Origin of the sequence: Salinibacter sp. 10B (assembly GCF_002954405.1) — a bacterium.
Lineage (GTDB): Bacteria > Bacteroidota > Rhodothermia > Rhodothermales > Salinibacteraceae > Salinibacter.
On record NZ_MQWC01000004.1, the window covers coordinates 2,983,047 to 3,007,596 of the forward strand.

Below are 24,550 nucleotides of genomic sequence, written 5' to 3' on the forward strand. Positions count from 1 at the left end.
AAGATATGCTTCCGACGCCACAGCCCACCACCATCGACGGTGTCGTTCAGGTGCTGGACGAAATTATTGACGACTGCCTGTTGAAGCGGAGCCGGCTCGGCTACTTTGCGGCTTTGTACCGCCGGGTGACGGTGGGCGTACGCCGTCGGGTGGAGAACGGGACGTACGTGAACGGGCCGCGGATGGAGCGACTGGATGTGCGCTTTGCTCAGCGGTACATCGATGCCTACTTTCAGCAGCGACGCGGCCAGCGCCCCACCGAGGCGTGGGCCTACACGTTTGCGGCGGGACGCGACGACCGGCCCATCGTGCTTCAGCACCTCCTCCTGGGCATGAACGCCCACATCAACCTGGATCTCCCCATAGCCTCCGCCCGGATCCTCGACCATCACAACCTGGCCGGCTTCGAGGCTGACTTCCACGCCGTCAACGACCTGCTGGGAGCACTCATTGACGAGATTCAGGACGAGATTGCTACGGCGGGGCTGTGGATGAAGGTCGTCGACGTGCTGGGCGGCCCCGTCGACGAGGCGCTGTGCTCGCTTTTTCTCACGCGGGCCCGATCGTCGGCGTGGCAGCGGGCCGTTACGCTTCACGATCTTCCTCCTGGAGAACGCCCCGACGTCATCCAGCAATACGATCAGAACACCCAAAAAATCGCCCGACACATCTACGCGCCCAACTCTGCGATCAGTGGCCTCCGATCGCAACTGCGGCACGCCGAGTCTGACGACGTGTGTGCCGTCATCGACGCCATGCGGTAATGTCGGATTCTTCCACGACTCGCTTCTTCGGAATAGGGGTTGCTCCCCAAATCGGTACGAATGATTGACTGCTAAGATATAGAAATACTTCCCCTACACAGGGGGCTCTCTCACGTCCAGCGGACGATCTCGTAATTCTGCATTCCAGCAACGCTTCTGGGAGTTTCTCAACCTATAGCTGAAACGAGAACTGCGCGGTGTGGATGTAGTTGCTGAGTTGGCCTGGCACGCGCCCTTCCTCGAATGCGTGGAGGGCGTAATCCAGGCGGAAGAGGCCCAGGTTCAGCCCGGCGCCGAGAGAGGGATACCCCTGGCTGAGACCGGTCCGGAATGCGAGGAATCGAGTGATGTTCGCGCGCGCTCCCACGTGCACGCCAGCCAGCATGGTCTGATCAACCTGCGGGCTGCCGTACCCGACGTAATCGGCTGCCACCGTGAGATCCGAGAGCGGTCCAAATCGGCCCAACGTATACGCCGCCCCAAATCGATACGACGGCTCCAGGTTGTACCGACGCTTTGCCAGGCTTACCTCGGCTTTGACGCGCGAGGCATCGAGCGGCTCCGACGTTCCAATAAATGCTCCCACGAGGGGCACGTCGGCTGCGGTCCCGTACACCTCATAGTTGTAGCCTGAGTGCAGCAGGTCGTACACGGCAAACCCCACGGTCACGTCTCCCGGCACTGGAAGGAAAGGGACGTTGTACAGCGCGCCCACGTCCACTCCCAGATTCGATCCTTCCAGCAGCACCACCTGCTCGTCGGAAGAGAACGTGTCCAGCGGCTTGTCTTTGTACGAGAGGTATCGCTTCGTGTATTTCACGGTCGTTCCCAGTGAGAGTCCTGTGACTGGCACGTCGACCCCCGCCGAGGCGACCCCGATAAAGTCAGATCGGCTCATGAGCGTCACCTGCGGAATGCCCAACCCGGCATTGGAGAAGCGAAAACTCCCGTCGGTCTTCATGAAAAAGCCTCCTCCAACACCAACTCGGTCGCTCACTTGTCGCGTGAGGGCCGGCAATCGCACGCTCGCGTGTCCCTGCGACGGCGTGGCGGTTACAGCTAGCGCATCAGTGTACAGCGATTCGAGCTCGTCGGCAGGAATGTTGTCCAGCCCCCGATCAATCGCAGGAGACAATCGGTCGTTGTAGAACTGAATTTGTTCCCGCACTTGATCGCTAAAGGCGCCCTGCATTCCGAAGGCTCGTGTGGCGGATCCGGTCTTCGAGACGTGCGCCGGATTGTAGAAGAACGACGACATGCCGAATGGCCGTGCGGCGCCCACGTCTCCCATGCCGAGCGCAGCCGGCGAGGCCACGAAGGCCCGTTCTGTACGCCGAGGGTTTTGCGCCTGGGCGTCAAAGACGAACGAAGCGACGAAGAGCGTCGCAAGAACAGCACAGAGGCGAGACATAAAAGACTGGGGAGAAGCAGTGTGGAAACGACGAGAACGAGAGTGGGCACCCGCGTGGAAGAACAAGAGATGCTTCCCACGGGCGCTCCGTCTCAGAAACGTCTCAGTGAACAGTATTGGACGCTCAGCTTGTCCCGACGCACGCTTGCCGATCTTGGGCGTCAATATTTTCCTGCACGGCCCCCATCAGTTCATTCAGCGCATCGGGGAGGAGCCCGTCCTCGCCGGACGTCCCAAACTGCTCGTTCTTCAATATCAGAAATCTCAGTGCAGTCGCCAGAAGGCTTTCCTGTCCAATCAGGTCCTCCTGCTCGGCCACGCGATACGCCGCACACTCCAGGGCCTCCAAGTCTGCCTGCTCCGGGGCACAAAAGACGACATCGTCGTTAGGGTCGCGGAAGAGATGGCCGCCGCGCTCCATTGCCTCGTCGTGCACGACGAGAATTGCCCGGGCAATCTCCGTGAACGAGGCGTTAGTGAACCAACTCGCCCTCAGATCGGCCGGAAGAGTTTCAAACTTCTGAGTCTGACTGAACTCCTGATCGAGGATGTCCGTCGCCACACGGTTCACCAGCGACTCGTTGTTGAAGAAGACGGAGAAGACCTCGTGTGCTCTCAGGTCGATTTCCTCATACCCCTGTGCACGCGGGTCCGGCTCCGCCGCTTCCACGCTGCATTGAAGTCCATTTTTAGCAGAAGAATGCCGACTCGCGCCCGCCCGATCATCTTCGAGGCCCGACACGTAGTCAACTATCTCTTTCAGATCGACGACGGTGAGGTCGGCCTGCCCATACAGCGCTGTGGTCAGCTTAATTCGTACCTCGGGGTTCTCCGGGGCCCGGTCGTAGGCCGTTTCCAGCGAGGTAACGGCCGAATCGTAGTTCCCTTTGCTGATGGCCACATCCGCGTCGGCCACTAACTCGTCAACGGTATCGCCGTTGGTTGTACTCCCGGCCCCAAACAGATTGCAGCCTCCGAGTAGGCCAATGACGGCAAGGAAAAGGAGCCAAAAGGACGTGTATTGAACAAGGGGGCGAAATCGGTGAAAAGCAGACATCTCAGGGAGTGTGACTAGTTGAAATGCTTTTGGAGAGTCCGACGCACGACAGTATAAAGTGCCGCAAATTTTATTCCGTTTGAGGGAAGAGGAAAGAAGGAATTCCATCCTCTAAATAATACTAAATCCTTCCGCATTGTTGTGTGTGAGGACCCAATCCGCAGCGCCGACACACCGTGGCACTGGGTTTTCGTTTCCTGAAAGGTCAATATCCTCTGTGTAGCGTCGTTGGACTCCAACGACGCTACACAGGTGGCCTCTCCCTCGTCCGGCGGACAATCTCACAATCCTACAATCCAACGGCGCCACTGGGGCCCTCTCTTGAAGAAAGGAGCAGCATTCGACTTCCGAACGCTCGTGCTGACGTTCCTCCCAGTAGCTGAAGTCGATATCCGGACCCGGTATAAGAGGAGGGTTTCCACAGGGGTTTTTCATTGCTCATATCACAAGGCGCGAAGAGGGCTGTGCACTGGTCGCGACCGTGGTAAGAGCTGATTTCCTCACCATGCAACATAGGAGAGAGGGGCCCCAATCGCTTGCTCTCACGTTGCAATCTGTGTAGATGACGTTGCAGTGAGCACGTCAGGAGGGGGGTGCGATGGTTGAGGCGTATCGCCATCCCCTGCCCATTCGTTCAAGGGAAATGCAGATAATGCGCGCTGGAATCTCCATACCGCACGCATCCGGAATTCAGGTCTCGTCTGTCGAAGCCGGCCCCCTCCCCAGTTGCGTCATCAAGCTCGCATTGTCCACGATCCCGTGCTCCTTCTGTACGATTCCGTCCTCGGTTCGGTACCGCGTCATGCCCGTCACCTCCACGGATTGGCCCGATGCTACCACACCGAACATCTCTCCGTTCTGGAAGGTGTCGCGGCGCCAGTGGACGACGGCCTGAGGAGCGTCCGTCACAACCGCGTCAATGTCGATGGTGAGATCTGGAAAGAAGCGGTGGGTTTGGGCTAGCATCTCCTTAAACGCCTCCGGCCTGTGCAGCGGTTCGGGAAAGTGCGTATACGACACTGTGAGATCCGGGGCCGCCCACTCGTCCACGATCTGTCGTGAATGAAGTGCTGGGCAACGTGCTCTACAGAAGGAGTAGACATAAACAAGAACAGTCGTTTTTCGGAATACTGAGACCCAGGGCGCATACGAGGGGATGGCGCTACTCAGTCTGTTCGAGTAACGCTATAGACCCATGTTTTGCGCTTCTTCGGGGTGCCCAATGCATTTCGGTCCTAAATGGATGCACCGATTCGGATTCCGTCTCTGTTTTCTCGCGTCCATTGGGCCGATACGATTCCGAACGAGCACCGTGATCGACGCCTTCTTTTTCTAATCCTCCATGACCGTAATGAGTACTCAACGAACCGCCCTCGTCACTGGCGGCAACCGTGGCATCGGACTGGCCATCTGCAAAGACCTCGCCGAGCGGGGACTACACGTGGTCCTGGGCTCTCGCGACGAGGCAAACGGCGAGGCCGCGGCGCGTCCCATTCGGGCACAGGGCGGCACGGTGCGCGTCGAGCAAATCGACGTGGCCGAGCCCGGCTCCATCACCAACTGCTACGAGCGCCTGGCTGCGGATGACGTGGCGGTGGACGTGCTCGTGAACAACGCCGGGATCTATCCGGAGAACGATGCTCTGGACGCCACGATCGACCAACTCGACCGCGCCTGGACCGTCAACACTCGCGGCCCGTGGCTGTTGGTGAAGGCCTTCGTTCCGGACATGATTGAGCGGGGCTACGGCCGCGTCGTCAACATGTCGTCGGGGTCCGGCTCGTTTGGGGAGGGACTGGATCCCGAACATGCCGCCTACGCCGCGTCAAAGAGCGCACTCAACGTTCTCACCATGACGCTCGACGACGCCCTGCCCGACGAGTCCGACGTGAAGGTCAATTCGATGTGCCCGGGTTGGGTGCACACGCGCATGGGCGGCGAGGCTGCGCCCCGAACGCCGGAGGAGGGGGCGGACACCGCGCTCTGGCTGGCAACCCTTCCCTCCGACGGTCCGAGTGGCGGCTTCTTCCGGGATCGGGAGCGCATTCCGTGGTAGCACCCGTACGGCGACGTTCTGAGCCGAATGAAGGAGGCTCGGCGCCGACATTCTTACGGTACGGTAGGGCGTGTCGGCGTCCCCAGTTTGCACTGAGCGAGCCCAGGTATTGCCCTCACGCCCATACGCACGTACAAGATGCGCGCCCCCCAACGCTTCTTCTTCCCCTGAAAGCAGATTGCCCTACTCAGACCGCGTGGCCACGATCATCCAGTAGAGGCCCCAGTTCGTCTCCATCAGGGGATTTTCTTCTCGCTGGATGGCAAAGCCTGCTGCCCTCAATTCTTCGCGGACGTACTCGATCCCGAGGTCGTGGCTCTCCACCTGCGCCTCGCGCGATTCCCCAATCATGTTCTCGTCGATCGACTCCTCAATCACGAGCCGTCCGTCTGCTTTGAGCGCCGCCTTGATGTGCCGGAGCATGCTCTCGTGGGCGGTGAAGTGGTGGTATGCGTTGCGCACGAGCACTGCGTCGAACGAGTTGACCGGTAGCATCGGGTTGTCCTCGATGCTGTAGACGGAGGTAACGTGCTCGATCTCGTTGTTCTGCAGCCGCTCGTTCAACTCGTCGAGCTTGTCGGGGGCGACGTCGACAGCGAACACGCGCCCGGACGAGCCCACGCGCTCCGCCATCGGGAGGGTGTAGTCGCCGTCGCCGCTGCCCACGTCGGCGGCCCAGTCCCCCGCCTCGATTGCCATCGCGTCGAGGAGGGCTTCGGTGTCGTCGGGACTCTGGGCGCACGAGACGGAGCTTCCGAACAGGAGAAGCGACAGCAGCAGGAGGGAGAGAGTGTGCAGGACCGGGGCGAGGCGTGTCGAAGTCATGGCTCGGGGACGTGATTGCGTGCGAAGTGGGCGCGAGTGGGATCGGTAGACCGAAAGGGGGGCGGAGGCAGCCTGAGGGAGAGCGTACCTATAACCAGGCGCGGCGGCGGGCGCTGCAGGCCGTTAAGTACATCGATCGTATTCCTTCGAATCCGTACCGGCAGGTGCTCTGCGACTTCGCCTACCACACCATTGATCGAGGATTTTTGTCATAAGAGGACACGAAAGACAGGAAACGAGAAGAGGGCGGTCAGTCTGGACAGAATACAGGCCGGGGCGTCATCGGAGTGCGGGAGGACGCCATTTGCAAAGAAGGTAAGTTCGGTTCGGAACGGGGCGTGGAAGGTACACATCCGTCGGAATGCGGTAATTACTCTCCCGACAGGAAGAGGCTCAAGATGTACCAAAACATCAGGGCGACCGAGGCGAAGAGCTCAAGGGCGGCGGCCACGTAACGGTCTTCCGGGTAATGGTGGATGATGTTGGAGGTGTCGTAGAGGATGGCAGCTCCGGCAAACGCGACCATCGCCACGCTAAAGAAGGTGCCGAGCTGGAAGCCGAAGAGGGTGCCGGCCGCGATGAGCACGAGTGCCACCACGCCGCCCCACATCAGAAAGGGCTGCAGAAAGCTGAAGTCTTTGCGTGTGTAAAACGCGATGGCAGTGAGGCCGGCAAAGCCCATCAGCGTGACGTACGCTGCGCTCTCAATGACTCCGCCGCCTGCCTGGGCCTGTGCGACGTAGAGGAGTGGGACGAAGATAAGCGCCTGCGCCACGACGAACCCGGCGAGGGCCAGGTATTGGAGCGCCGTGGACTCGGCCCGGTGGGCGGCCCCGCGTGCCATCCAGCCGACGAGGATGAAGCCGCCGAGGACGAGCAGCCAGCTCGTGCCCAGCATCGACTCGGCAATCGGGGCGGCGAGGCCTGTGGAAAACAGCGCGACTTCGAGTGCGGCGAAGCCGAGGATGGCAGCCACGACGTGCAGGTACGTGCGCCAGATGAAGGTGGCCCGCGCCGATACATCGAGTTCAATCACGGGCGTGTGATCGAGCGCGGCGGCGTTCGAGGAGGTCGGCATGTGGAAAAAGCAGCTATTGGGGACGAGAATGGGACATCGATTGTGTGCGCCAACGATGGGAATGAAGGGGACGTTTCTCCGAGCGGAGAAGAACACGCTCGGTGTTGAAGGTCAGCCAAGAGCCGAATAATACCATCTCCGAAGGATCGATAGGCATCTGACTCCCCCCAGTCGAAACGGGCGTCCGTCCCGAGGCGGGCCTCGTGCCCCTTTCATTCCGAAACGCGTCCAGCAACGCGCATAACGATTCTCGGCATCTGGTATAGTACTAAATCCTTCCGCATTGTTGTGTATGAGAACCCAATCCGTAGCGCCGTTGGACTGTAGGATTGCAAAATTATCCGCCGGATGAGGGAGATGTCCCCATTGTAGCGCGTTGGAGTCCAACGACGCTACACAGAGAATATTGACCTTTGCAGAAGACGGTAAATCCAGTGCCGGGGTGTGTCGCTCCTGCGGTTAATCTCGCAAAGGCACAATCCAACGACGCCACGGATGCCCTCTCTTGAAGGAAGGAACAGCATTCGACTGCTGAACGCTCGTGCTGACGCTCCTCTCAATGGCTGACGGTTACATCCGGACCCGGTATAACATCGAACTTTACGTGACGGCAACGATGCCCTGCGCCCCGCGAGAGAAACGGGAGAGGATCCCTGGAACGTGCTGCCGGTAGGTAACGACGCGCTTCTCTCGACAGTCTCCGTGATTGGACTGCCTCAGAACTCGTGCCGGAAACGATTCTTCTCGACATCACCGTCGTCGTTCTTCTCGGCATTGGGGCGCAGTGGATGGCCTGGCGGTTCCAGCTGCCGTCCATCCTGCTGTTGTTGGTGGTTGGGTTCCTCGCAGGGCCGGTGCTGGGGGTGTTGGATCCTCAGTCCCTGCAGGGGGACTGGCTGTTTGCCTTCGTGTCCCTTTCTATCGGTATCATCCTATTCGAGGGCGGGTTGAGCCTGCGCCTGTCCGAGTTGCGGGCGGTGGGCAGTGCCGTCTTTAACCTCATTACCGTCGGGGTCCTCATTACATGGGGCATGGGAGCAGCGACGGCGCACTACATCCTCGGCTTCAATGTAAGCCTCGCTGTGCTCATCGGAGCCATCCTCACCGTGACGGGCCCCACCGTCGTCGTGCCGCTGCTTCGACACGTGCGACCCAAGGGACGGGTGAGCACCATTGCAAAGTGGGAGGGGATTACAATCGATCCAGTGGGGGCCATTCTGGCCGTCCTTGTGCTGGAGACGCTGCTTCTGCTAAATGATCCGCAGGGGACGGGGGCCAGTGCATCGGCTGCGGTGGAGCACGTGATCGTGGGATTGGGGCTTGAGATTTTTGTGTCGCTGGGGGTGAGTGTCGCCGCCACGATGCTGCTCGTCTTCATTCTGCGCCGCCGTATGGTGCCAGACTTTCTCCGCAACCCGGTCACGCTGATGGTGGTGGTTGTGGCCTTCGTGGTCGCCAATGTGTTGCAGCACGAGGCCGGTCTGCTCACCACCACGCTCATGGGCATTGCCCTGGCCAACCAGCCGTACGTGTCGGTACAGCGAATCGTCGAGTTTAAGGAGAACCTCCAGGTGTTGCTCATCGGGTCCCTCTTTGTGCTCCTGAGCGCTCGGCTGGAGCTCACGGCGCTCAACTACATCGACCTGAACGTCCTCGTCTTCCTCGGCATTCTGGTGATTCTGGTGCGGCCCCTGGCCGTTCTCCTCTCCACGATTGGCACGAAGCTGGAGTGGGAAGAGAAGGTCTTTCTTTCGTGGATGGCCCCACGCGGCATCGTGGCGGCCGCCGTGGCGTCGCTTTTCGCCTACCAACTGCGTCCGGTCTATCCCGATGCGATCGACGGCATGGTGCCCGTTGTTTTTGCCATTATCGTGGGGACAGTCGCCATCTACGGCCTTACGGCCGCACCCCTGGCGCAGTGGCTCGATTTGGCCGATCCCGATCCGGAGGGGCTGCTCTTTGTGGGGGCCGATGACTGGGTGCGCAGGGTTGCGCGGCACGTGCAAGAGTTGGGGTTCACGGTGGCCCTCATCGACAACAACCCTGAGCACGTGCAGAAGGCCCGCGACGAGGGACTCATGGCCCGGCAGGCCAACGCCCTTTCGGAATCGGTGCTTGACGAGGTTGACCTCAGTGGCATTGGGCGCCTGCTCATCACCATCCCCAACGATGAGGTGGCGAGCCTGACGGCTCTTCACTTTTCCGATGTCTTCGACACGACCGACATCTACCAGCTGGCGGCTCAGCCCGACAGCCGGCACGGCAGGGAGGGCGTGATGCCGAAGCACCTGCGGGGGCGTCCCTTATTTGGAGAGGGCACTAGTTACCAGTCGCTCAGCGCCCACGTGGAACGGGGGGATGCGGTGAAGGTGCTCAAGCTGGCCGATGACTTCTCCGGAGAGGAGCCGAAGGAGTACTACACGTACGACGACCTGTCGACGCAATACGATGACTATACCGTCGTGCCGCTCTTTATCTTGCGAAACGGAGGGAACGAGCTCGTCATCGTGTCGGAGATGAGCCAGTTCAGCCTCCGGCCAAGCGAGCGTCTCGTGGCGCTGGTGGGGCCTGCGGCGGAGCCGAACGAATCGAATTCGCGACGAGAGTCGATGGCGGACCGGACGCCGGGCGATGTGGTGTTTGAGGTGGAAGATGCTCTGACGGGAGATGGAGACGGCATGCGCTCGTCGTGACGGGCCCCGACGAAGAGGGTGGGGGGCTATACCCAGCGCCTGCAGAAGTGGACCAATGGGCGCCGTTTCTCGTGTTCGTGCTGACGACCGTAGACAATTCCTTCCGCGGAGTACGGGTATAGTCTGTTCTTCGGGCTTGGGCCTTGCGCGTCTCCCTCTTGTTTCTTGTTAGACTTCCGTGTCCGAACAATCGGGCTTCAAGCGAAATGTCGGCCTCTTCATGGCCGTGATGATTGGCATCGGGGCCATGATGGGACCGGGCGTGTTTGCGCTGCCCAGCGAGGTAGCCGCGTCGATCGGACCCCTCGGCATCGTGGCGTACCTGGTGATGGGGGGACTTACGCTGTTTACGGCCCTCACCTACAGCGAGCTCGGGGCCGCGATGCCCATCGCCGGCGGAGGCTATTCCTTTGCCAATCGGATGCTGCCGTCGCCCGTGGCCTTCCTCACGGGATGGTTTTTTTGGATCGGCAACACGCTAGCCTGCGCGCTCTACGCGGTCATCTTTGCACTTACCATTCAGGCGTACTTCTGGCCGGGGGCGAGCGTCTTCCTGATTGTTCTGGCCACGACGGGCGTCTTTACTGTCACCAACGTGCGGGGGCAAGCCGAGGCCCTGAAGGTCATCACGGTGATGAACATCGTCGAGCTCCTCGTTTTGATCGGGGTGGGCGTGCTCGGGGCCTTCCAGGTCGAGCCCGCCAACCTGGACCCGCTGGCGCCGATGGGACTGGGGCCGCTCATGCCTACGATGGGGCTGATCTACATCTCATACGTGGGGTTCGATCTCATTACGGTGGCGGCGGAGGAGATCATTGAACCGGCAAAGACGATCCCCCGGGCCATCCTCATTACCCTCGGGGTGGGCATCGCCATCTACGTGCTGGTGCTCTGGGTGATGATGGGCGTCGTTCCCTACGACGAACTGGCCCAGACCAGCACGCCGTTCATCTACGTCGCCGATTATCTGTTCGGGGGCTGGGGGCGCTGGGCGGGCATCCTCGCCACGATCATGGCCAGTCTGTCGGCCTTCAGCGTGACGCTGGGAGCCAGCTCGCGCGTGCTCTTTGCGCTGGGCCGGGACGGACACTTTCCGGAGATCTTCTCGCGGCTGCACTCGACCTACCAGACCCCCCACATCTCGCTTTTCATCTGTGCGGGGCTGGTCGTTCTCCTGAGCGGGCTGGGCGTCGTTCGATTTCTCGCCTCGGTCAGCAGCTTCGGCTACCTCGTCGCCATCGGCATCGTGAACGTCACGGCCATCGGACTGCGCCGTCGAATGCCCAATTTGCGGCGCCCGTTCAAGGTGGCGCTGTACCCCCTGGCCCCGATCCTCGGGGCGATCTCCTGCTGGGTCTTTGTGCCCACCCTGGAACCCCGAAGTCTGATGCTGGGGGGCGGGCTGACGCTGATCGGCTGCGTGCTGTATCTATTGCAGCCGGACAACCGCACGGAGGTTCTCCGGATTCCGGCACTCCTCCACTCCATCAAACTTCGAATTCAAGCCTACTGGAGGCCGCACATGAACGTACTCATCGTTGGGGGCGGGAATCAGGGCGCAAACATCGCCGACCGTCTCCTCAAACAGGACGAATTTCGCATGGTCTTCCGCTCCTCGGAATACCAGATTACCTTCATCGAGGAGGATGAGGATCGCTGCGAGGAGCTGGGAAAACGCTACAATGTGCCCGTCTTCCACGGCGACGGCACCAAGCAGGAGCTGTTGGAGCAGGTGGAGCCCCACAAGATGGACGTGGCCATCGCTGCCACGAGCAGCGATGAACGAAATGCCATCATGGCCCTTCAGGCCAAGCGGCTGGGGATCGAGCGCGTGATCGCTATTGCACGGGACCCGGACTACGTCTCGCTCCTGGAAGACAACGGGATCGTTTGCATTAGTGCGCCTTACGCCACGGCGGCGATGGTGGAAAACCATCTTGATCGCCCGCAGGTAGCGGACCTCTTCGAGATTGAGAGTGGGGTTGCGAGCCTCATCGACATGGTCGTTCCCGAAGAAAGCCCGGTCGTTGGGCGTCATATTCGGGACATTGACATTCCTGAGCAGTGTGTTGTGGCGGCCGTTCTGCGGGAGGGGCAGTTCGTCGTGCCGCGTGGCGAAACTGAAATCCGCGTCGGGGACGAGATCGTCTTCGTCGGGCCACAGGACGATATTCAAACGGCCCACCATCTCTTCAAAGGGAAAGAGAATGGGTGAGCGGTTCCTGTCGAGAGAGAAACTGGGCGTGTTTGCGAGGGCGAGAGATGGCCTTCAATCCGTTGGGAGAGGACCACAGTCGGACGAAGGTGTGAACACGCCGAACCAGCACTGAAGGCACAAGTAACAGGACGCTCTACCCGAGATCGCACGGCGTCACTTCGAATCCGAATCCATTCTTGCACATGGCTCAAGATGACCTCCGCCGGGAACTCGGCTTCTGGGACGCGCTCACCATTGGGGCCGGCACCATGATCGGGGCCGGCATCTTTCTGTTGGCGGGCGTGGCGCTGGAGTTGACGGGGCCCGCGGCCATCTTCTCGTATCTCGCAGCGGGCATTGTCTGCATGATTACCGCCGCGAGTGCCGCGGAGCTGGCAACGGGCATGCCAACCTCCGGGGGCGACTACTACTTCGTGTCACGCTCCCTCGGGCCGGCCCTCGGGGCCATCTCGGGGGTGGGCATCTGGCTGAGCCTCACCTTTGCTATTTCATTTTACCTCTTCGGGCTCGGGGAATACCTGTCGCAGTTTTTACCCCTCACGCCGTTCTGGGGCGCATTTGGGGGCGGACTGCTCCTGACGGCCATCAACGTGTACGGCGCGAAAGAATCGGGGCAAATGCAGGTGATTGTGGTTCTCACGCTCATGGGCATTCTGGGGGCGTTTTGCGGGATTGGGGCATTTTACATTGAGTGGGAAAACTTCACCCCGTTCTTCCCCTTCGGTGGGGCTCCGGTGGCCTCCACGACTGCCCTCGTATTCGTCTCCTTCCTCGGCTTCGTGAAGATTGCGGCGGTGGCGGAAGAGATTAAGAACCCGGCCAAGAACCTGCCGCGCACGCTCATCGGGTCGGTGGCCCTCGTCACGCTGCTGTACGTGATCATTTTGCTCGTCATCGGCGGCATCTTTCCGCAGGAGACGATCGGCGAGGTGCGCGATCCGCTTACGCAGGCGGCACGCACGCTGGCCGGGCCCATCGGGGCCGGGGCCATTATCTTCGCTGGCCTACTGGCCACGGTCTCCTCGGCCAATGCGAGCATCATGGCGTCCTCGCGCATTAATTTGGCGATGGCGCGGGACCGCATGGTGCCCAACTGGCTGAGTGCCATTCACGAGACGCTCCTCACCCCCCACCGCGCCATTTTGCTCACGGGCGTGCTGGCCCTCAGCTTTCTCCTCATCGAAAGCCTGGAGCAGCTCGCTAAGATCGCCAGCGTGCTTCAGCTCTACAGCTACGCGGCCCTGAATGTGGGCTGTGTGGCTCTCCGCGTTGCTCAGCCCGACTGGTACGAGCCCTCGTACCGTACGCCCGGCTTCCCGTTTGCGCAGGGTCTGGCCGCCCTCGCGTGTCTGGGCATCATTCTGTACTCGGGCATCTTCGCGCAGATTGCTATTGTCGTGCTCATTGTGGCGAGCCTGGCCTGGTACGCCGCGTGGGGCCGTAGCCGGGTCGAGATTGAGCACGCCGTGCCGGAATTCCGTGCGCAGTGGGCCGAGCAGGGCTGGGGCGCGCTTACGGCCCCGGCCACCGAGTTTGCGGTGGAGGTGCCGGAAGTGCTTACGCCCGGGGAGCGGGCCATCAACGCCGGCACGCCCCGGCGCGTGGCGGTGGCCCTTGCCAATCCCGCGCACGAGCACGACCTCTTGCAACTGGGGCGATACATCGCTACGGGCCGGAGCGAAGGCGGTCGGGTGGCGGGCATCCACCTCGTAGACGTGCCGTTGCAGACCCCCCTCCGATCGGCCCGGGCGCAGTTTACCGAACGTCCGTCCCTGAAGCAGGCCATCGCCGAACTGGCCGAGGAAGCGGAGGCGCGATCGTCGAGCAACGGAACGGAGACCGTCTCGCTCAACGACACCGAGATCGACTCGGTCATCGACGTGGCCCACGACGTGTTCGGCGGTCTCATCGACGAGACGCAGGCGCAGGAGTCCGACATGTTGCTCATGGGATGGCAGGGCGGCTTCAACGTGGGCCGCATCTACAACAGTCCCATCCAACGCATCGTGCGGGACCTCCCGGCCGACCTCGGGATTCTGAAGAACCGGGGCTTTGCCTCCGTCGACAATATTCTGCTGCCGTGGGGCGGGGGGCTGCACGCCCAGCTCGGCCTCGAAATCGCGCTCCGCGTGGCCCGCATCACCGGAGCGACGGTCAACCTGCTGCGCGTGGTGCGGGAGGACGTGGATGCCGAACAGGAGAAGGCTGCCCTCGCCGAGACGGTGACGGACATCGTCGGCGACGACAACAATGTGCGATACCTCGTCCAGCAGGCCGACAGTGTGACCGGCGGCATCGATGCTGCCCTGGATGAACGGGACTACGACTTCGTGATTATCGGTGCCTCCCGCGAGTGGAGCTTGCGCCAGGTGCTCTTCGGCTCGATTCCCGACGTGGTGGCCGACCGGGCCGACTGCTCGGTGCTCATGGTGCGTCGCTACGTGCCCGACACCCTTTCGGTGCGCGCGGTAGAGGGGGTTAAGCGGCTGAAAGAGCGCATCGGCTTTACGACGTCGCCGGAGGAATAGAGCGCACGAGGTGCATTGAGGGAAACTTTTCGATCTCGATTTGTTGTACTCATTGTCCATGATGGGAACGGCAGTGAGTGCCATGTGTCATTCGCGCTCCATTTCGGCGTGTACCGCGGTCCTTTCCCTCTGGGTCGTCGTTCTGATGGGGGGGATGACCGCGCAGGATCTCGCGGTTTCGTCGGCCGCCCCGTCCGTTTCGGTCGGCCAGGCGAATGCCACCGTTCACGCCTCGACCTCTTTGTCGTCTGCACTGTTGCCGAAGGCGGAGCATCTGCCTGTCGTCGGAGATCTCCGACTCTTGGGGGATTCGGACGGAGAGGAGCCCTCCGGGCGCACGTTCGTCTCGGCTCCCTCTGTCGCGCGTTCTGTTCCCCCGCTCGATCCCATCTCTCGTCCCGGACGAACGCCGCTTGCTGAGCGGTCCTGTTCGGTCCTGTGTGTCTTTCTGTGCTGATCCTCGCACGGGTGCATGGCGGCACGTGTCTGTTGTCGTCCGCTCTTGAGAGGCTCTTCCGTCGCCTGTTTCCAGGAGGTTGTGGGAAGAGTGCACCCGAACCGTCGATCTCCGTCGCCCGTCCGGCGACGGAATCCCTGCTTGACTTCAGGCACGGCATTCTCGTGCCCATTCTGTATTTTGACAGCACAACTGCGAGGTTCTCACAATGGCTGATTCTCCGAACTCTACGACTGACGACCGGACGACTCAATGGGCGTTTAACTTCTTCATGGGCACTCTGGGCTTTGCCCTGCTTGCAGGCCTGTGGATGCTGGTCCAGATGGCGTTTTAGCAGTCCACCCGACGCTCACCGGCGTCGTCCAGTTTGAGGGACGTGTCGACGAACGTGCCCCCGGTATTGTCTTCCTGTTCATCTCTTTCCGTTTCAATGACGAGACGACAAAAGACGAAAACGCTCGCGGCTCTCGGGGTTGTAGACCTCATCTGCTTTGCTCTCGGCAGTTTTCACTACGGAGAAATCTGGAGTGGGCTGGGGGTGTTTGGCCTGCTTCTCTTGCTCGCTCTGTTCGAGTTCTTGTAGCGCAAGGACGTTAAGGGGCAGAGGAGGGCGGCGGGGTGCTGTCCGGCAGAAGGAGCAGCAGAAGCGGCACGCCCACCATGGTCGTTACCACCACGAGGACCACAGAGGTAAAGGCGTCTCGTGAAACGGCCCCGAGGTCGAGTCCGCGCTGCATGATGACGAGCGTGATTTCCGAGCGCGGGAGCAGGCTCACGGCCAGCAGGCCTGCGCTCTGGGGAGGCATGGTGAGCTGAGCGGGAACGAAACTGCCGATGCCTTTGCCGATCACCGCCGCAACTAGTAGCACAAGGGCCGGCCCAAGGGTGGGGCCGAGCCGCCATAGGTCGAGGGCAAAGCCGACGCCGACGAAGAAGAAGGGGACGAAGAGGTGGTACAACGAGTCGAAGGCATCCCCGATGGCGACCGAATGCCTGTCGCGGCTGAAGAGGAGGCCAGCAAAAAAGCCACCAATGGCGACGGGAAAGCCCAGAACTCCCGTGAGGCCCGCCACGAGCAGAGCAATGCCGAGGACGAGGAGCATGGTGTTGGAGCGGAGCTGGACCGCCCGGAGGAGGCGCATCATGGGTCGTTCCAGGTAGCGGGCAAAGAGCAGACCTGCCAGCATGAGACCAGCCATTTTGAGAAGCAGGAGACCAAACGTCCAGAGGGTGGGCCAGACGAGAGCAGGACCGATGCCCTTTTGGAGGTAGGGCAACAGGGCTGTGAGGAGGGCGAGGAGAATGACACCGGTTAGGTCGTCGATCTCGGCCACGTCGATCATCATCTCGCCTTCCCGGCAGTGAAGGGAGCGATATCGATTCCAGACGTTCGTCGAGACGCCGATGCTCGTCGTCGTGAGGGCCACCGCGATAAACAGGCTTGGGATGAGGGACTGGCCCAGCAGGTGATGGGCGGCCACGAACCCAAGTCCGCCGCTCACGGCAATGTTGACGGCGGCAATTAGGGTGGCACCGGGTAGGCGGCTGAAGAGGTTCTGGGGGTTGCACTGCAGCCCGACCTGGAAGAGTAGGACAATGATGCCGAACTCCGACAGAAACGTGAGGACGTGGGTGCTCGACGGGGGGACGACGTTCCAGAAATGATCGAGCTCCCGCAGGAGAACGCCGAGCGCGAGGTAGCCCAGAAGGTCGGGAAAGCCAAGTCGTTCGAGTCCGGCCTCCGACAGAATGGCCAAGACGAGTACCGACCCGACCAGCAGCGCATACAGAGCCGATGTTTCCATCGTGGAGTGCCATCAGCTGCAATACACTCATTAATGGTATCCCAGGGACGAACCGATGATTCTCTCTTCGACAACCTTCACGTCAGCAGATGTAGAGGGAGGATCGAAATTGTAGACGACCTCACTCAACGGTCCACAGACCCATGAAACCATCCGTAGAGGGATCAACGAAAGAGCAGTATCGGACGCTCGTCAACGAGGCCTACCGACTGGAGGACGAAGGGCACCTGGAGGAAGCGCTCGACCGGATGCGGGAGGCCCTTCAGGTTGCGGACGATTCGAGCGTGGTGACGACGCTGGATGAACATCTTCACTTGTCCCATCTCCTCCAGCGCACGGGGCGTCTCGATGAGGCACGACGGGCCTTCACTGTGCTGCTGGAGGAAGGGTACGCCGATCAACTCGACACGCCGAGCGTGCAGTGGATTGAGCGAGGGCTCATCTACAACGCCATGCGACGGGCGTTCGTGCGAGAGGATTTGGTGGCCGAAGCGGCGTGCTACGAAGGCCTGTCGTACCTGGCCGATGCGTACGGGGGCTTTCTCGATTCGGATCGAGACGATCACGCCGCCCATCAGCTCAGTCGAGCGACGGCGGAGGTCATTGCAGGGGACATGACGAAGTCGGTACCCAACAGTCCCTCGGCGGAAGAGGTGACAGCGATCCTGTATGGGGCCATCGAGCGGTTTGGAGTGGAGGACGAGGACCGGCTCTTTCAAGACGTGGAGCAGAAGCTCCGTACGGCATTCGAGGCCGGGAGCTGAGCGGATGGGGACGGCGTGATGCGACGTTCATTTCGGGCCTTGAGGCCTTTGCGGTCATGCGAGACCGAAGCGAGTAGAATCAATTCCAGAACAATCTCTCTTTTCGGGTTGGGTAGGGGAAGTCCTTTGGGGGGAACGGGTGATTCTTGAGGGAGACAGGAAGGCTCTGTTTCTAGAAACGCACGGACATTCTGTTACTCACAGTGCTCGTGCCAGCCGCCGAGACCATTTTCGTCCGCGAAGGTCCGCCATGAAGGAAGAATGGGAGCGCCGCAGAACAGACTTCCCGTAAAACGGACGAAACTGCCCCGGGGATGAGTCGGTCTTCGTCTCCCCGGTTTGTCCCGGACTGCGTAGTCGATATACGCTCATCGGAGCTGTTGTCCCTGTGACGTTTCTGTTTGGTGTGGCGCTCATCCTCATCCTTGGGGTAGGTGCACAGTGGCTTGCGTGGCAAACGCGTTTGCCCTCCATTCTGCTGTTGTTGCTTGCTGGCTTTTTGGCCGGTCCCGTGTTCGGGATCATCGACCCAACAGTGCTGCAGGGCAAGTGGGTGTATCCCTTCGTCTCGATCTCGATTGGGATCATTCTCTTTGAGGGCGGACTCAACCTGCGCCTCTCGGAGCTTCGGGCGGAGGGGGGGCCCATCCTTAACCTCATCACGATCGGCGTGCTCATCACGTGGCTGCTGGGCTCCGGAGCCGTCTACCTGCTTGAGGGCTTTGGGGTCAAACTGTCGGTGCTTACGGGCGCCATCCTGGTGGTGACGGGGCCGACCGTCGTTATGCCTCTGCTTCGTGAGATTCGACCCAAGGGACGGGTGGGGGCCGTGGCCAAGTGGGAGGGCATCACCATCGATCCGGTGGGCGCCATGTTGTCGGTACTCGTGCTGGAGGTCATCCTGCTGTTGAATGATCCTGAAGGCCTTCGGGGCACGGCGAGTGCCCTGGACGCCACGCTGCACGTGGCCGAGGGCATCGGACTTGCGCTGGCCGCGAGCGTCGTAATCGGGGGAGCAGCCGCCTCAATTATCGTGTATACGATGTACCGACGGCTCGTGCCCGGCTACCTCCACAATCCACTCACGCTCACGCTGGTGGTGGTGGCGTTCGTGGGGGCCGAGGCCGTTCAGCATGAGGCCGGTCTCCTGACAACCACTCTGATGGGAGTGGCCCTCGCCAACCAGTCGTACGTTCCAGTGAACCGCATCACTGAGTTCAAAGAGAACCTGCAGGTGCTCTTGCTCGGGGTGCTCTTTATCGTGCTAAGTGCGCGCCTCGACCTTGCGGCCTTCGAGTACGTGGGGACGCGCACGCTCCTCCTCATTGGAGCCCTCATCCTGGTGGTGCGCCCGCTGGCCGTGTTTCTCTCCTGCGTGGGGACGACGCTGTCCTGGCGCGAGCAGGCCTTCCTGGCGTGGCTAGCCCCGCGCGGCATCGTGGCGGCGGCGGTGGCCTCGCTCTTTGCGTTTGATCTGCAGGGCATCCTTCCGCGGGCCGCCGATGCGCTGGTGCCGGTCGTTTTCCTGGTGATCGTGGGAACGGTCGCGGTGTACGGGCTCACCATTCCCTACGTGGCTTCCTGGCTGGACTTGGCGGATCCCAATCCGGAGGGCGTCCTCTTTGTGGGGGCCGACACCTGGGTGCAGCGCATCGCAGAGACGCTGCAGAACCTGGGCATCACCGTACAGCTGATCGACTCGAACCCCAACCACGTCAAGAACGCACAGGAGCGAGGCCTGGATGCCGAGCGCGCCGACGTGTTGTCGGAGTCGGTCCTGGAAGAGCTGGATCTGAGCGGCATTGGACGCCTCCTCATCACTATCCCGAACGACGAGATTGCGTCGCTGGCGGCGCTGCACCTGTCCGAGATCTTTGAGGTGAACGACATTTTCCAGTTGCCGGCGCGCTCGGCGCAGGAATACACCGACGGATCGGTGCCGAAGCACTTGCGGGGCCACCTGCTGTTCGGCGGCACGACGAGCTGCGAGCAGATTCGCGACTGCTTTGATCACGAGCATAGCGTGTTCGTCGTGTCGGTCGACGCCCCCATGGAACGGGAGGAGATGAGCGAGCGCTACGGGCCGGAGGCCTTTCCATTGTTCATCATTCGAGGGGACCAGCTCATTGTGCTCTCTGAAGAGGAAACCAAGAAGCCGACGGCGGGGGATCAGATTGTGCTTCTGGCTCATCGCTCGCGTATGGAGGACGTAGAAGAGGACGCCGTCCTGGCGGCGGCTGACCCCTTCTCCGAGGTGGAACTCGATTAGTCCCTCGGCCTGTTTTCTGGGCGGGTGTCGTGCTCGCTCAAGCGTGTCGTGACCGACGCGTCCCTTTCGTGTCACCTCTCGTTTCTCTCCCCAGCTCCCTCTATGAACGAACTTGCAAAAGATCTCGGTCTCCTCGAAGCCCTGACCATTGGGGTGGGCACGATGATCGGGGCCGGCATTTTTGTGCTGCCCGGCCCGGCCACCGCCGTTGCGGGGCCTGCCGTGGCCGTCTCGTTCGTGATCGGCGGGGTCATTTCAATTTTTACGGCCATGTCCGCCAGCGAATTGGGCACGGCCATGCCGAAAGCAGGAGGCAGCTATTACTACGTGAATCACGCGCTTGGCCCCATCTTCGGCAGCATCGCGGGGCTGGGCAACTGGATGGGACTCGCGTTCGCTTCGGCCTTCTATGCGATTGGCTTTGGGAGCTACGTCGCTGGATTCCTTCCGGATGTGTCCGTCGAGGTAGCGGGCATCGTGTTTTCACAGAGCCAGCTCTACGCCCTGGGGGCCGGCACGCTCTTCATCGCCGTCAACTACATCGGCGCCAAGGAAACCGGGCGCCTGCAGAACATCATCGTCATTACGCTCGTCGGCATCCTGGCGGTCTTCATCGTGGCCTGCATCGGGAACGCCGACCCCGCTACGCTCACGCCCCTTGCCCCGAAGGGATGGGGGGCGGTGCTGCCCGCGACGGCGCTCGTCTTCGTATCGTTCCTCGGCTTCGCGAAAATCACGACGGTCGCGGAGGAGATAAAGAATCCGGGTCGCAACCTGCCGCTTGCGATTATTGGGAGTGTGATTATCGTGACCGTCATCTACGCGGTCATTATGCTGCTCATCAACGCCGTGCTCCCGTGGCAGGAGATTAGCGGAAACGGGGACATTGCGGTGGTGAGCGTAGGGCGGGTTGTGCTGGGGGGCGTGGGCGTCGTAGCCCTTACCGTTGGCGGATTGTTGGCCACCGCCTCCAGCGCCAACGCGTCGATTCTCGCCTCCTCTCGCATCAACTTTGCGATGGGGCGCGATCGGCTGGTGTCCGACTGGCTGAACGCCATCCACGAAAAGTACGCCACCCCGCACCGCTCGATTGCCCTCACCGGCGGGCTCATCCTCCTCTTCATCATGATTGGGGACGTAAAGACCCTGGCAAAGGCGGGGAGTGTGCTCCATCTCATCGTCTATGGCCTCCTCAACCTTGCCCTCATCGTGATGCGCGAGGCCGACGTGCCGGAATACCAGCCGGACTACACCGTTCCCTTCTATCCTGTCGTTCCCATCGTTGGGGCCATTGCCTCCTTCGGGCTGATTGCGTTCATGGATATGCTTGAGATTGCGCTGAGCCTTGTGTTCGTCGTGGTGGCCGTGCTCTGGTTCTACGCCTATGCCCGCCGCAACACCCCCAAGCAGGGCGTCTTCAGCCGCCACATCCTGGATCGGGCCGAGGAGATGCCAGACTCGGCGGTGGCCGCTGCGGAGGCGGTGCAACCCGACGCGTCGCGCTACCGCGTGATGGTGCCCCTCTCGAATCCGGAGCACGAGTCGAATCTGATTACGCTGGCGAGTACGATGGCCCGGCAGCACGACAACGGCACGGTGGTGGCTGTTCACATCGTAGACGTGCCGGATCAGACGCCGCTCGCCGTGGCGGCCGAACACCTTGATGAGTTGGACGCCGAGTCGAACGACCTGCTGGCGGCGGCCCGTGCGGACGCTGAAACCTATGGAGTGGACGTAGAGACGCACACCATCTTTTCCCACCGCGTCTTTGAGGAGATCTTCGACGCCGCGAAGAATCAGCGGGCCGACGTGGTAGTCTTGGGATGGGGGCCCGACTCCCACGGATCGCCGGGGCGCGTCGAAAGCTTCTCGGCGGACCTGCTCGGGGATCTCTCTTGCGACTTCGTCGTCTTCCGGGATCGGGGCTTTGATCCCTCCCGCGTTCTCGTACCCACCCGGGGCGGGCCGGGCTCGGAGGTGAGTGCCGACGTGGCGCGGACGCTCCGGGATGAGTATGGATCGGAGGTCATGCTGATGAATGTGACGGACGATCCGAAGGAACGGGCCGATCACGAACTGGGGCTCGAACACTGGGCAGAGACGCACGGGCTGTCGGAGGTGCGTCGCGTCGTCGACGTGTCTAGCAGCGTCGACGAGGCGATTGCGGCTCGGGCCCAGGAGCACAGCCTTCTCATCCTTGGCGCAACGGAGCAGGGACTTTTGTCTCGACTCACGGGCGACCTCGGGGCGCTGAAGGTGGTCGAAAAGGTGGACTGCTCTGTTATCCTTGCCGAAACGGCCTACAAACGGTCGCTCGCGCAGCGACTCTTCGGCAATGGACGCAAAGGCTTCTCGATTCCCGAGTCGAGCGAAACGTCCTGACGTGTAACGCCTTTGTGTCCATCATCAAGTTTTGGCGTGCAGAGGAACCTAGGAAGCAAACTGGGCTAGAGGTACGTCCCTCTTCTGCTTCCACAGCTTACGAGTCCTATGGCCTCGGACTCCTCCCTCAAGAAAACTCTCACCCTCTACGACGTCTACGCGATCAGCACGGGGGCGATGTTCAGCTCCGGGTTCTTTCTGCTTCCGGGCATCGCGGCGGCCGAGACCGGGCCCTCCGTCATTCTCGCGTATCTCGTCGCAGGGCTTCTCATTTTGCCGTCGATGTACAGCATGGCGGAGCTCTCCACGGCCATGCCCAAGGCAGGCGGCACCTACTACTTCCTCGACCGCGCCCTTGGCCCGCTGGCCGGGACGGTGGGCGGGCTGGGCACCTGGCTGGCCCTCGTCTTCAAGAGCGCGTTTGCCCTCATCGGAATGGGGGCCTACCTGGCCATCTACGCCAACGTCCCCATCAAGCCACTGGCCGCCGCACTCGCGGTTGCCTTTGGGGTGCTCAACATCGTTGGGGCCAAGGAAAGCAGTTGGCTGCAGCGCGTGCTGGTGACAGTGCTGGTGGCGGTCCTCGCCTTCTACGCCGCGCAGGGAGTGGTCTCCATCTGGGGGGGGCAGTCGGCCGGGAGCGGGGCGGCCGGGGAGTTTGCGCCCTTCTTTACGGAGGGTGCCCGTGGCTTCCTCGCCACCATCGGCATCGTGTTCGTGTCGTACGCCGGGCTCACGAAAGTTGCGAGCGTGGCGGAGGAGGTGCAGAATCCGGACCGCAACATTCCGCTGGGCATGGGGCTCTCACTGCTCACCGCTACGACACTATACGTGGTGGGAGTCGCCATCATGGTGGCCGTGTTGCCGGCCGCCGATCTCCACGCCGATCTGACCCCGGTCTACACCTCCGGCGAGGTCTTCTTTAACTGGCTGCCGTACGCGATCGGGCCGATCCTCATCGTCGTGGCGGCCATCGCCGCGTTTGCGTCTACCGGCAATGCCGGTATCCTTTCGGCCTCTCGCTATCCGATGGCGATGGCGCGGGACAAGCTATTGCCTGACGGGTTTGCAAAGATTGGTCGCTTCAACACCCCAACGCGCTCGGTGATCGTCACCACAGCGCTGATGCTCGTCGTCATCTTTGCGCTTAGTGAAGAAGGGGTGGCCAAGCTGGCGAGTGCCTTTCAGCTGTTGATCTTTGCGCTCCTCAACTTTGCGGTCATTGTCATGCGGGAGAGCCAGATTCCCTCGTACGCCCCGGGCTACCGGTCGCCGCTCTATCCGTGGATGCAGACGGCCGGTATTGCCATTCCGCTGTTCCTGATTGCGGAAATGGGCACGCTGGCCATTACACTGACCGGGGTGGTGATCCTCTTTGGCATCGGATGGTACTTCTACTACGCCCGTACCGTCCCCCGCGAAGGCGCTATTTTCCACCTCTTCGCCCGGATGGGCAAGCAGCGCTACGAAGGCCTCGACCACGAGCTCCACACCATTCTGGAGGAGAAGGGCGTGGGGCACGATACGGCATTCGACCGGCTCGTGGCGCGCTCGGATGTGATGCATCTCGACGAGCCGGTGTCGTACGAAACGGTGGTCGAAGAGGTCTCTGCACGGCTTGCGGACGAGTTTGGCATTTCGACGGAGACGCTCACGCATGGCTTTCTGGAAGGAGCGCCCTACAGCGCGGTGTCGGTATCCCATGGGGCGGCGCTGCCGTACTGCCGCCTCGACGGGATTGAGGAACCGAAAATGGTGATGGTCCACTGTCGGTCCGGCATTTGTGTGAACGTGCAGGACGACATCGAGGAGGTCGACCTCTCGGAGCCCGTCTATGCGTTCTTCTTTCTCGTAAGCCCGAAGGATGATCAGGGCGAGCACCTGCGCACATTGGCGACCCTTGCCAATCGGGTAGACGAAGAGCAATTCCTCGTGGAGTGGCGGGCGGCCGGCAATGAGCAGGAAGTAAAGGAAAGCCTTCTTCACCACGAACGCTACGTTACCCTCCATCTCCTGTCTGGTACCAACACCGAGGAGTTGATCGGTCGTCGGGTTCGGGACCTGAATCTTCCGGCCGGAGTCCTCGTGGCTCTCGTGCGGCGGGAAGAACAAATCATCGTTCCCTCGGGCCCCACAACACTTCATGAGGGGGACCGGCTTACGGTCATTGGCAGCCCGGCGGGCATTGATCGCATCTACGAGCTCTATCGGAAAGGAGAGCAGGAGGGGGTCGTACGATAGGC

Annotated in this window: 18 protein-coding genes; 12 read left to right on the forward strand and 6 right to left on the reverse strand. The window is 61.5% G+C overall.

Annotation, left to right across the window (positions count from 1 at the left end):
* Window positions 1-5: 5 nt before the first annotated feature.
* Window positions 6-764, forward strand: coding sequence for a DUF5995 family protein (locus tag BSZ35_RS12265; protein ID WP_105012713.1), 759 nt, complete (start codon window positions 6-8; stop codon window positions 762-764).
* Window positions 765-936: 172 nt separating this feature from the next.
* On the opposite strand, the gene BSZ35_RS12270 is transcribed toward BSZ35_RS12265, so the two are convergent.
* From BSZ35_RS12270 to BSZ35_RS12280, 3 genes are all read right to left on the reverse strand, one after another.
* Complete coding sequence (locus BSZ35_RS12270; protein WP_105012714.1) at window positions 937-2,175, reverse strand: hypothetical protein; 1,239 nt, start codon at window positions 2,173-2,175, stop codon at window positions 937-939.
* A 124-nt stretch (window positions 2,176-2,299) separates the two neighbouring features.
* Complete coding sequence (locus tag BSZ35_RS12275) at window positions 2,300-3,232, reverse strand: hypothetical protein (RefSeq protein WP_105012715.1); 933 nt, start codon at window positions 3,230-3,232, stop codon at window positions 2,300-2,302.
* A gap of 690 nt (window positions 3,233-3,922) precedes the next feature.
* On the reverse strand, window positions 3,923-4,282 hold the full coding sequence (locus BSZ35_RS12280; RefSeq protein ID WP_181149322.1) for an ester cyclase: 360 nt from the start codon (window positions 4,280-4,282) through the stop codon (window positions 3,923-3,925).
* A 301-nt stretch (window positions 4,283-4,583) separates the two neighbouring features.
* Between BSZ35_RS12280 and BSZ35_RS12285 the strand changes: the two genes are divergently transcribed.
* Window positions 4,584-5,288: an SDR family NAD(P)-dependent oxidoreductase gene (locus BSZ35_RS12285; RefSeq protein ID WP_105012717.1), complete on the forward strand. Its 705-nt coding sequence runs from the start codon at window positions 4,584-4,586 to the stop codon at window positions 5,286-5,288.
* A gap of 183 nt (window positions 5,289-5,471) precedes the next feature.
* Here the strand turns inward: BSZ35_RS12285 and BSZ35_RS12290 are convergent, their stop codons facing one another.
* A complete protein-coding gene (locus BSZ35_RS12290; RefSeq protein ID WP_105012718.1) occupies window positions 5,472-6,113 on the reverse strand; it encodes a class I SAM-dependent methyltransferase in 642 nt (213 codons plus the stop codon).
* On the opposite strand from BSZ35_RS12290, the gene BSZ35_RS19265 reads away from it, so the two are divergent.
* Entirely contained in the window at window positions 6,101-6,328 is a 228-nt protein-coding gene (locus BSZ35_RS19265; RefSeq protein WP_146110074.1) for a hypothetical protein, read from the forward strand. The genes BSZ35_RS12290 and BSZ35_RS19265 overlap by 13 nt on opposite strands.
* 155 nt (window positions 6,329-6,483) lie before the next feature.
* On the opposite strand, the gene BSZ35_RS12295 is transcribed toward BSZ35_RS19265, so the two are convergent.
* Window positions 6,484-7,191 (reverse strand): Bax inhibitor-1 family protein, encoded by a 708-nt coding sequence (locus tag BSZ35_RS12295; RefSeq protein WP_105012719.1) that lies wholly within the window; start codon window positions 7,189-7,191, stop codon window positions 6,484-6,486.
* 725 nt (window positions 7,192-7,916) lie between these two features.
* Between BSZ35_RS12295 and BSZ35_RS12300 the strand changes: the two genes are divergently transcribed.
* From BSZ35_RS12300 to BSZ35_RS19580, 5 genes are all read left to right on the forward strand, one after another.
* Window positions 7,917-9,884: a sodium:proton antiporter gene (locus tag BSZ35_RS12300; RefSeq protein WP_258096211.1), complete on the forward strand. Its 1,968-nt coding sequence runs from the start codon at window positions 7,917-7,919 to the stop codon at window positions 9,882-9,884.
* Window positions 9,885-10,062: 178 nt separating this feature from the next.
* Complete coding sequence (locus tag BSZ35_RS12305; RefSeq protein WP_146110075.1) at window positions 10,063-12,099, forward strand: amino acid permease; 2,037 nt, start codon at window positions 10,063-10,065, stop codon at window positions 12,097-12,099.
* 185 nt (window positions 12,100-12,284) lie between these two features.
* Window positions 12,285-14,630, forward strand: a complete 2,346-nt coding sequence (locus BSZ35_RS12310; protein ID WP_105012721.1) for an amino acid permease — start codon at window positions 12,285-12,287, stop codon at window positions 14,628-14,630.
* A gap of 665 nt (window positions 14,631-15,295) precedes the next feature.
* The gene (locus BSZ35_RS19895) at window positions 15,296-15,421 is read left to right on the forward strand and encodes a hypothetical protein (RefSeq protein ID WP_258096212.1); all 126 of its coding nucleotides are present in this window, start codon (window positions 15,296-15,298) and stop codon (window positions 15,419-15,421) included.
* A gap of 96 nt (window positions 15,422-15,517) precedes the next feature.
* A complete protein-coding gene (locus BSZ35_RS19580) occupies window positions 15,518-15,670 on the forward strand; it encodes a hypothetical protein (RefSeq protein WP_181149323.1) in 153 nt (50 codons plus the stop codon).
* Between the two features lie 10 nt (window positions 15,671-15,680).
* On the opposite strand, the gene BSZ35_RS12320 is transcribed toward BSZ35_RS19580, so the two are convergent.
* Window positions 15,681-16,892, reverse strand: coding sequence for a cation:proton antiporter (locus tag BSZ35_RS12320; protein ID WP_105012723.1), 1,212 nt, complete (start codon window positions 16,890-16,892; stop codon window positions 15,681-15,683).
* Window positions 16,893-17,035: 143 nt separating this feature from the next.
* Between BSZ35_RS12320 and BSZ35_RS12325 the strand changes: the two genes are divergently transcribed.
* The 4 genes from BSZ35_RS12325 (at window position 17,036) to BSZ35_RS12340 (ending at window position 24,548) form a co-directional block, all read left to right on the forward strand.
* Window positions 17,036-17,656: a hypothetical protein gene (locus tag BSZ35_RS12325; RefSeq protein WP_105012724.1), complete on the forward strand. Its 621-nt coding sequence runs from the start codon at window positions 17,036-17,038 to the stop codon at window positions 17,654-17,656.
* A gap of 388 nt (window positions 17,657-18,044) precedes the next feature.
* Window positions 18,045-19,925: a sodium:proton antiporter gene (locus BSZ35_RS12330; RefSeq protein WP_105012725.1), complete on the forward strand. Its 1,881-nt coding sequence runs from the start codon at window positions 18,045-18,047 to the stop codon at window positions 19,923-19,925.
* Between the two features lie 102 nt (window positions 19,926-20,027).
* Complete coding sequence (locus tag BSZ35_RS12335) at window positions 20,028-22,307, forward strand: amino acid permease (protein WP_105012726.1); 2,280 nt, start codon at window positions 20,028-20,030, stop codon at window positions 22,305-22,307.
* Window positions 22,308-22,415: 108 nt separating this feature from the next.
* Window positions 22,416-24,548 (forward strand): amino acid permease, encoded by a 2,133-nt coding sequence (locus BSZ35_RS12340; protein WP_105012727.1) that lies wholly within the window; start codon window positions 22,416-22,418, stop codon window positions 24,546-24,548.
* Window positions 24,549-24,550: the final 2 nt, after the last annotated feature.

Bases quoted from the DNA above. Each gene is read 5' to 3' on its own strand.
- BSZ35_RS12275 (WP_105012715.1), bottom strand. From the start codon at position 3,232: ATGTCTGCTTTTCACCGATTTCGCCCCCTTGTTCAATACACGTCCTTT.
- BSZ35_RS12325 (WP_105012724.1), top strand. From the start codon at position 17,036: ATGAAACCATCCGTAGAGGGATCAACGAAAGAGCAGTATCGGACGCTC.
- BSZ35_RS12270 (WP_105012714.1), bottom strand. From the start codon at position 2,175: ATGTCTCGCCTCTGTGCTGTTCTTGCGACGCTCTTCGTCGCTTCGTTC.
- BSZ35_RS12265 (WP_105012713.1), top strand. From the start codon at position 6: ATGCTTCCGACGCCACAGCCCACCACCATCGACGGTGTCGTTCAGGTG.
- BSZ35_RS12320 (WP_105012723.1), bottom strand. From the start codon at position 16,892: ATGGAAACATCGGCTCTGTATGCGCTGCTGGTCGGGTCGGTACTCGTC.
- BSZ35_RS12335 (WP_105012726.1), top strand. From the start codon at position 20,028: ATGAACGAACTTGCAAAAGATCTCGGTCTCCTCGAAGCCCTGACCATT.
- BSZ35_RS19895 (WP_258096212.1), top strand. From the start codon at position 15,296: ATGGCTGATTCTCCGAACTCTACGACTGACGACCGGACGACTCAATGG.
- BSZ35_RS12285 (WP_105012717.1), top strand. From the start codon at position 4,584: ATGAGTACTCAACGAACCGCCCTCGTCACTGGCGGCAACCGTGGCATC.
- BSZ35_RS19580 (WP_181149323.1), top strand. From the start codon at position 15,518: ATGACGAGACGACAAAAGACGAAAACGCTCGCGGCTCTCGGGGTTGTA.
- BSZ35_RS12340 (WP_105012727.1), top strand. From the start codon at position 22,416: ATGGCCTCGGACTCCTCCCTCAAGAAAACTCTCACCCTCTACGACGTC.
- BSZ35_RS12290 (WP_105012718.1), bottom strand. From the start codon at position 6,113: ATGACTTCGACACGCCTCGCCCCGGTCCTGCACACTCTCTCCCTCCTG.
- BSZ35_RS12295 (WP_105012719.1), bottom strand. From the start codon at position 7,191: ATGCCGACCTCCTCGAACGCCGCCGCGCTCGATCACACGCCCGTGATT.
- BSZ35_RS12310 (WP_105012721.1), top strand. From the start codon at position 12,285: ATGGCTCAAGATGACCTCCGCCGGGAACTCGGCTTCTGGGACGCGCTC.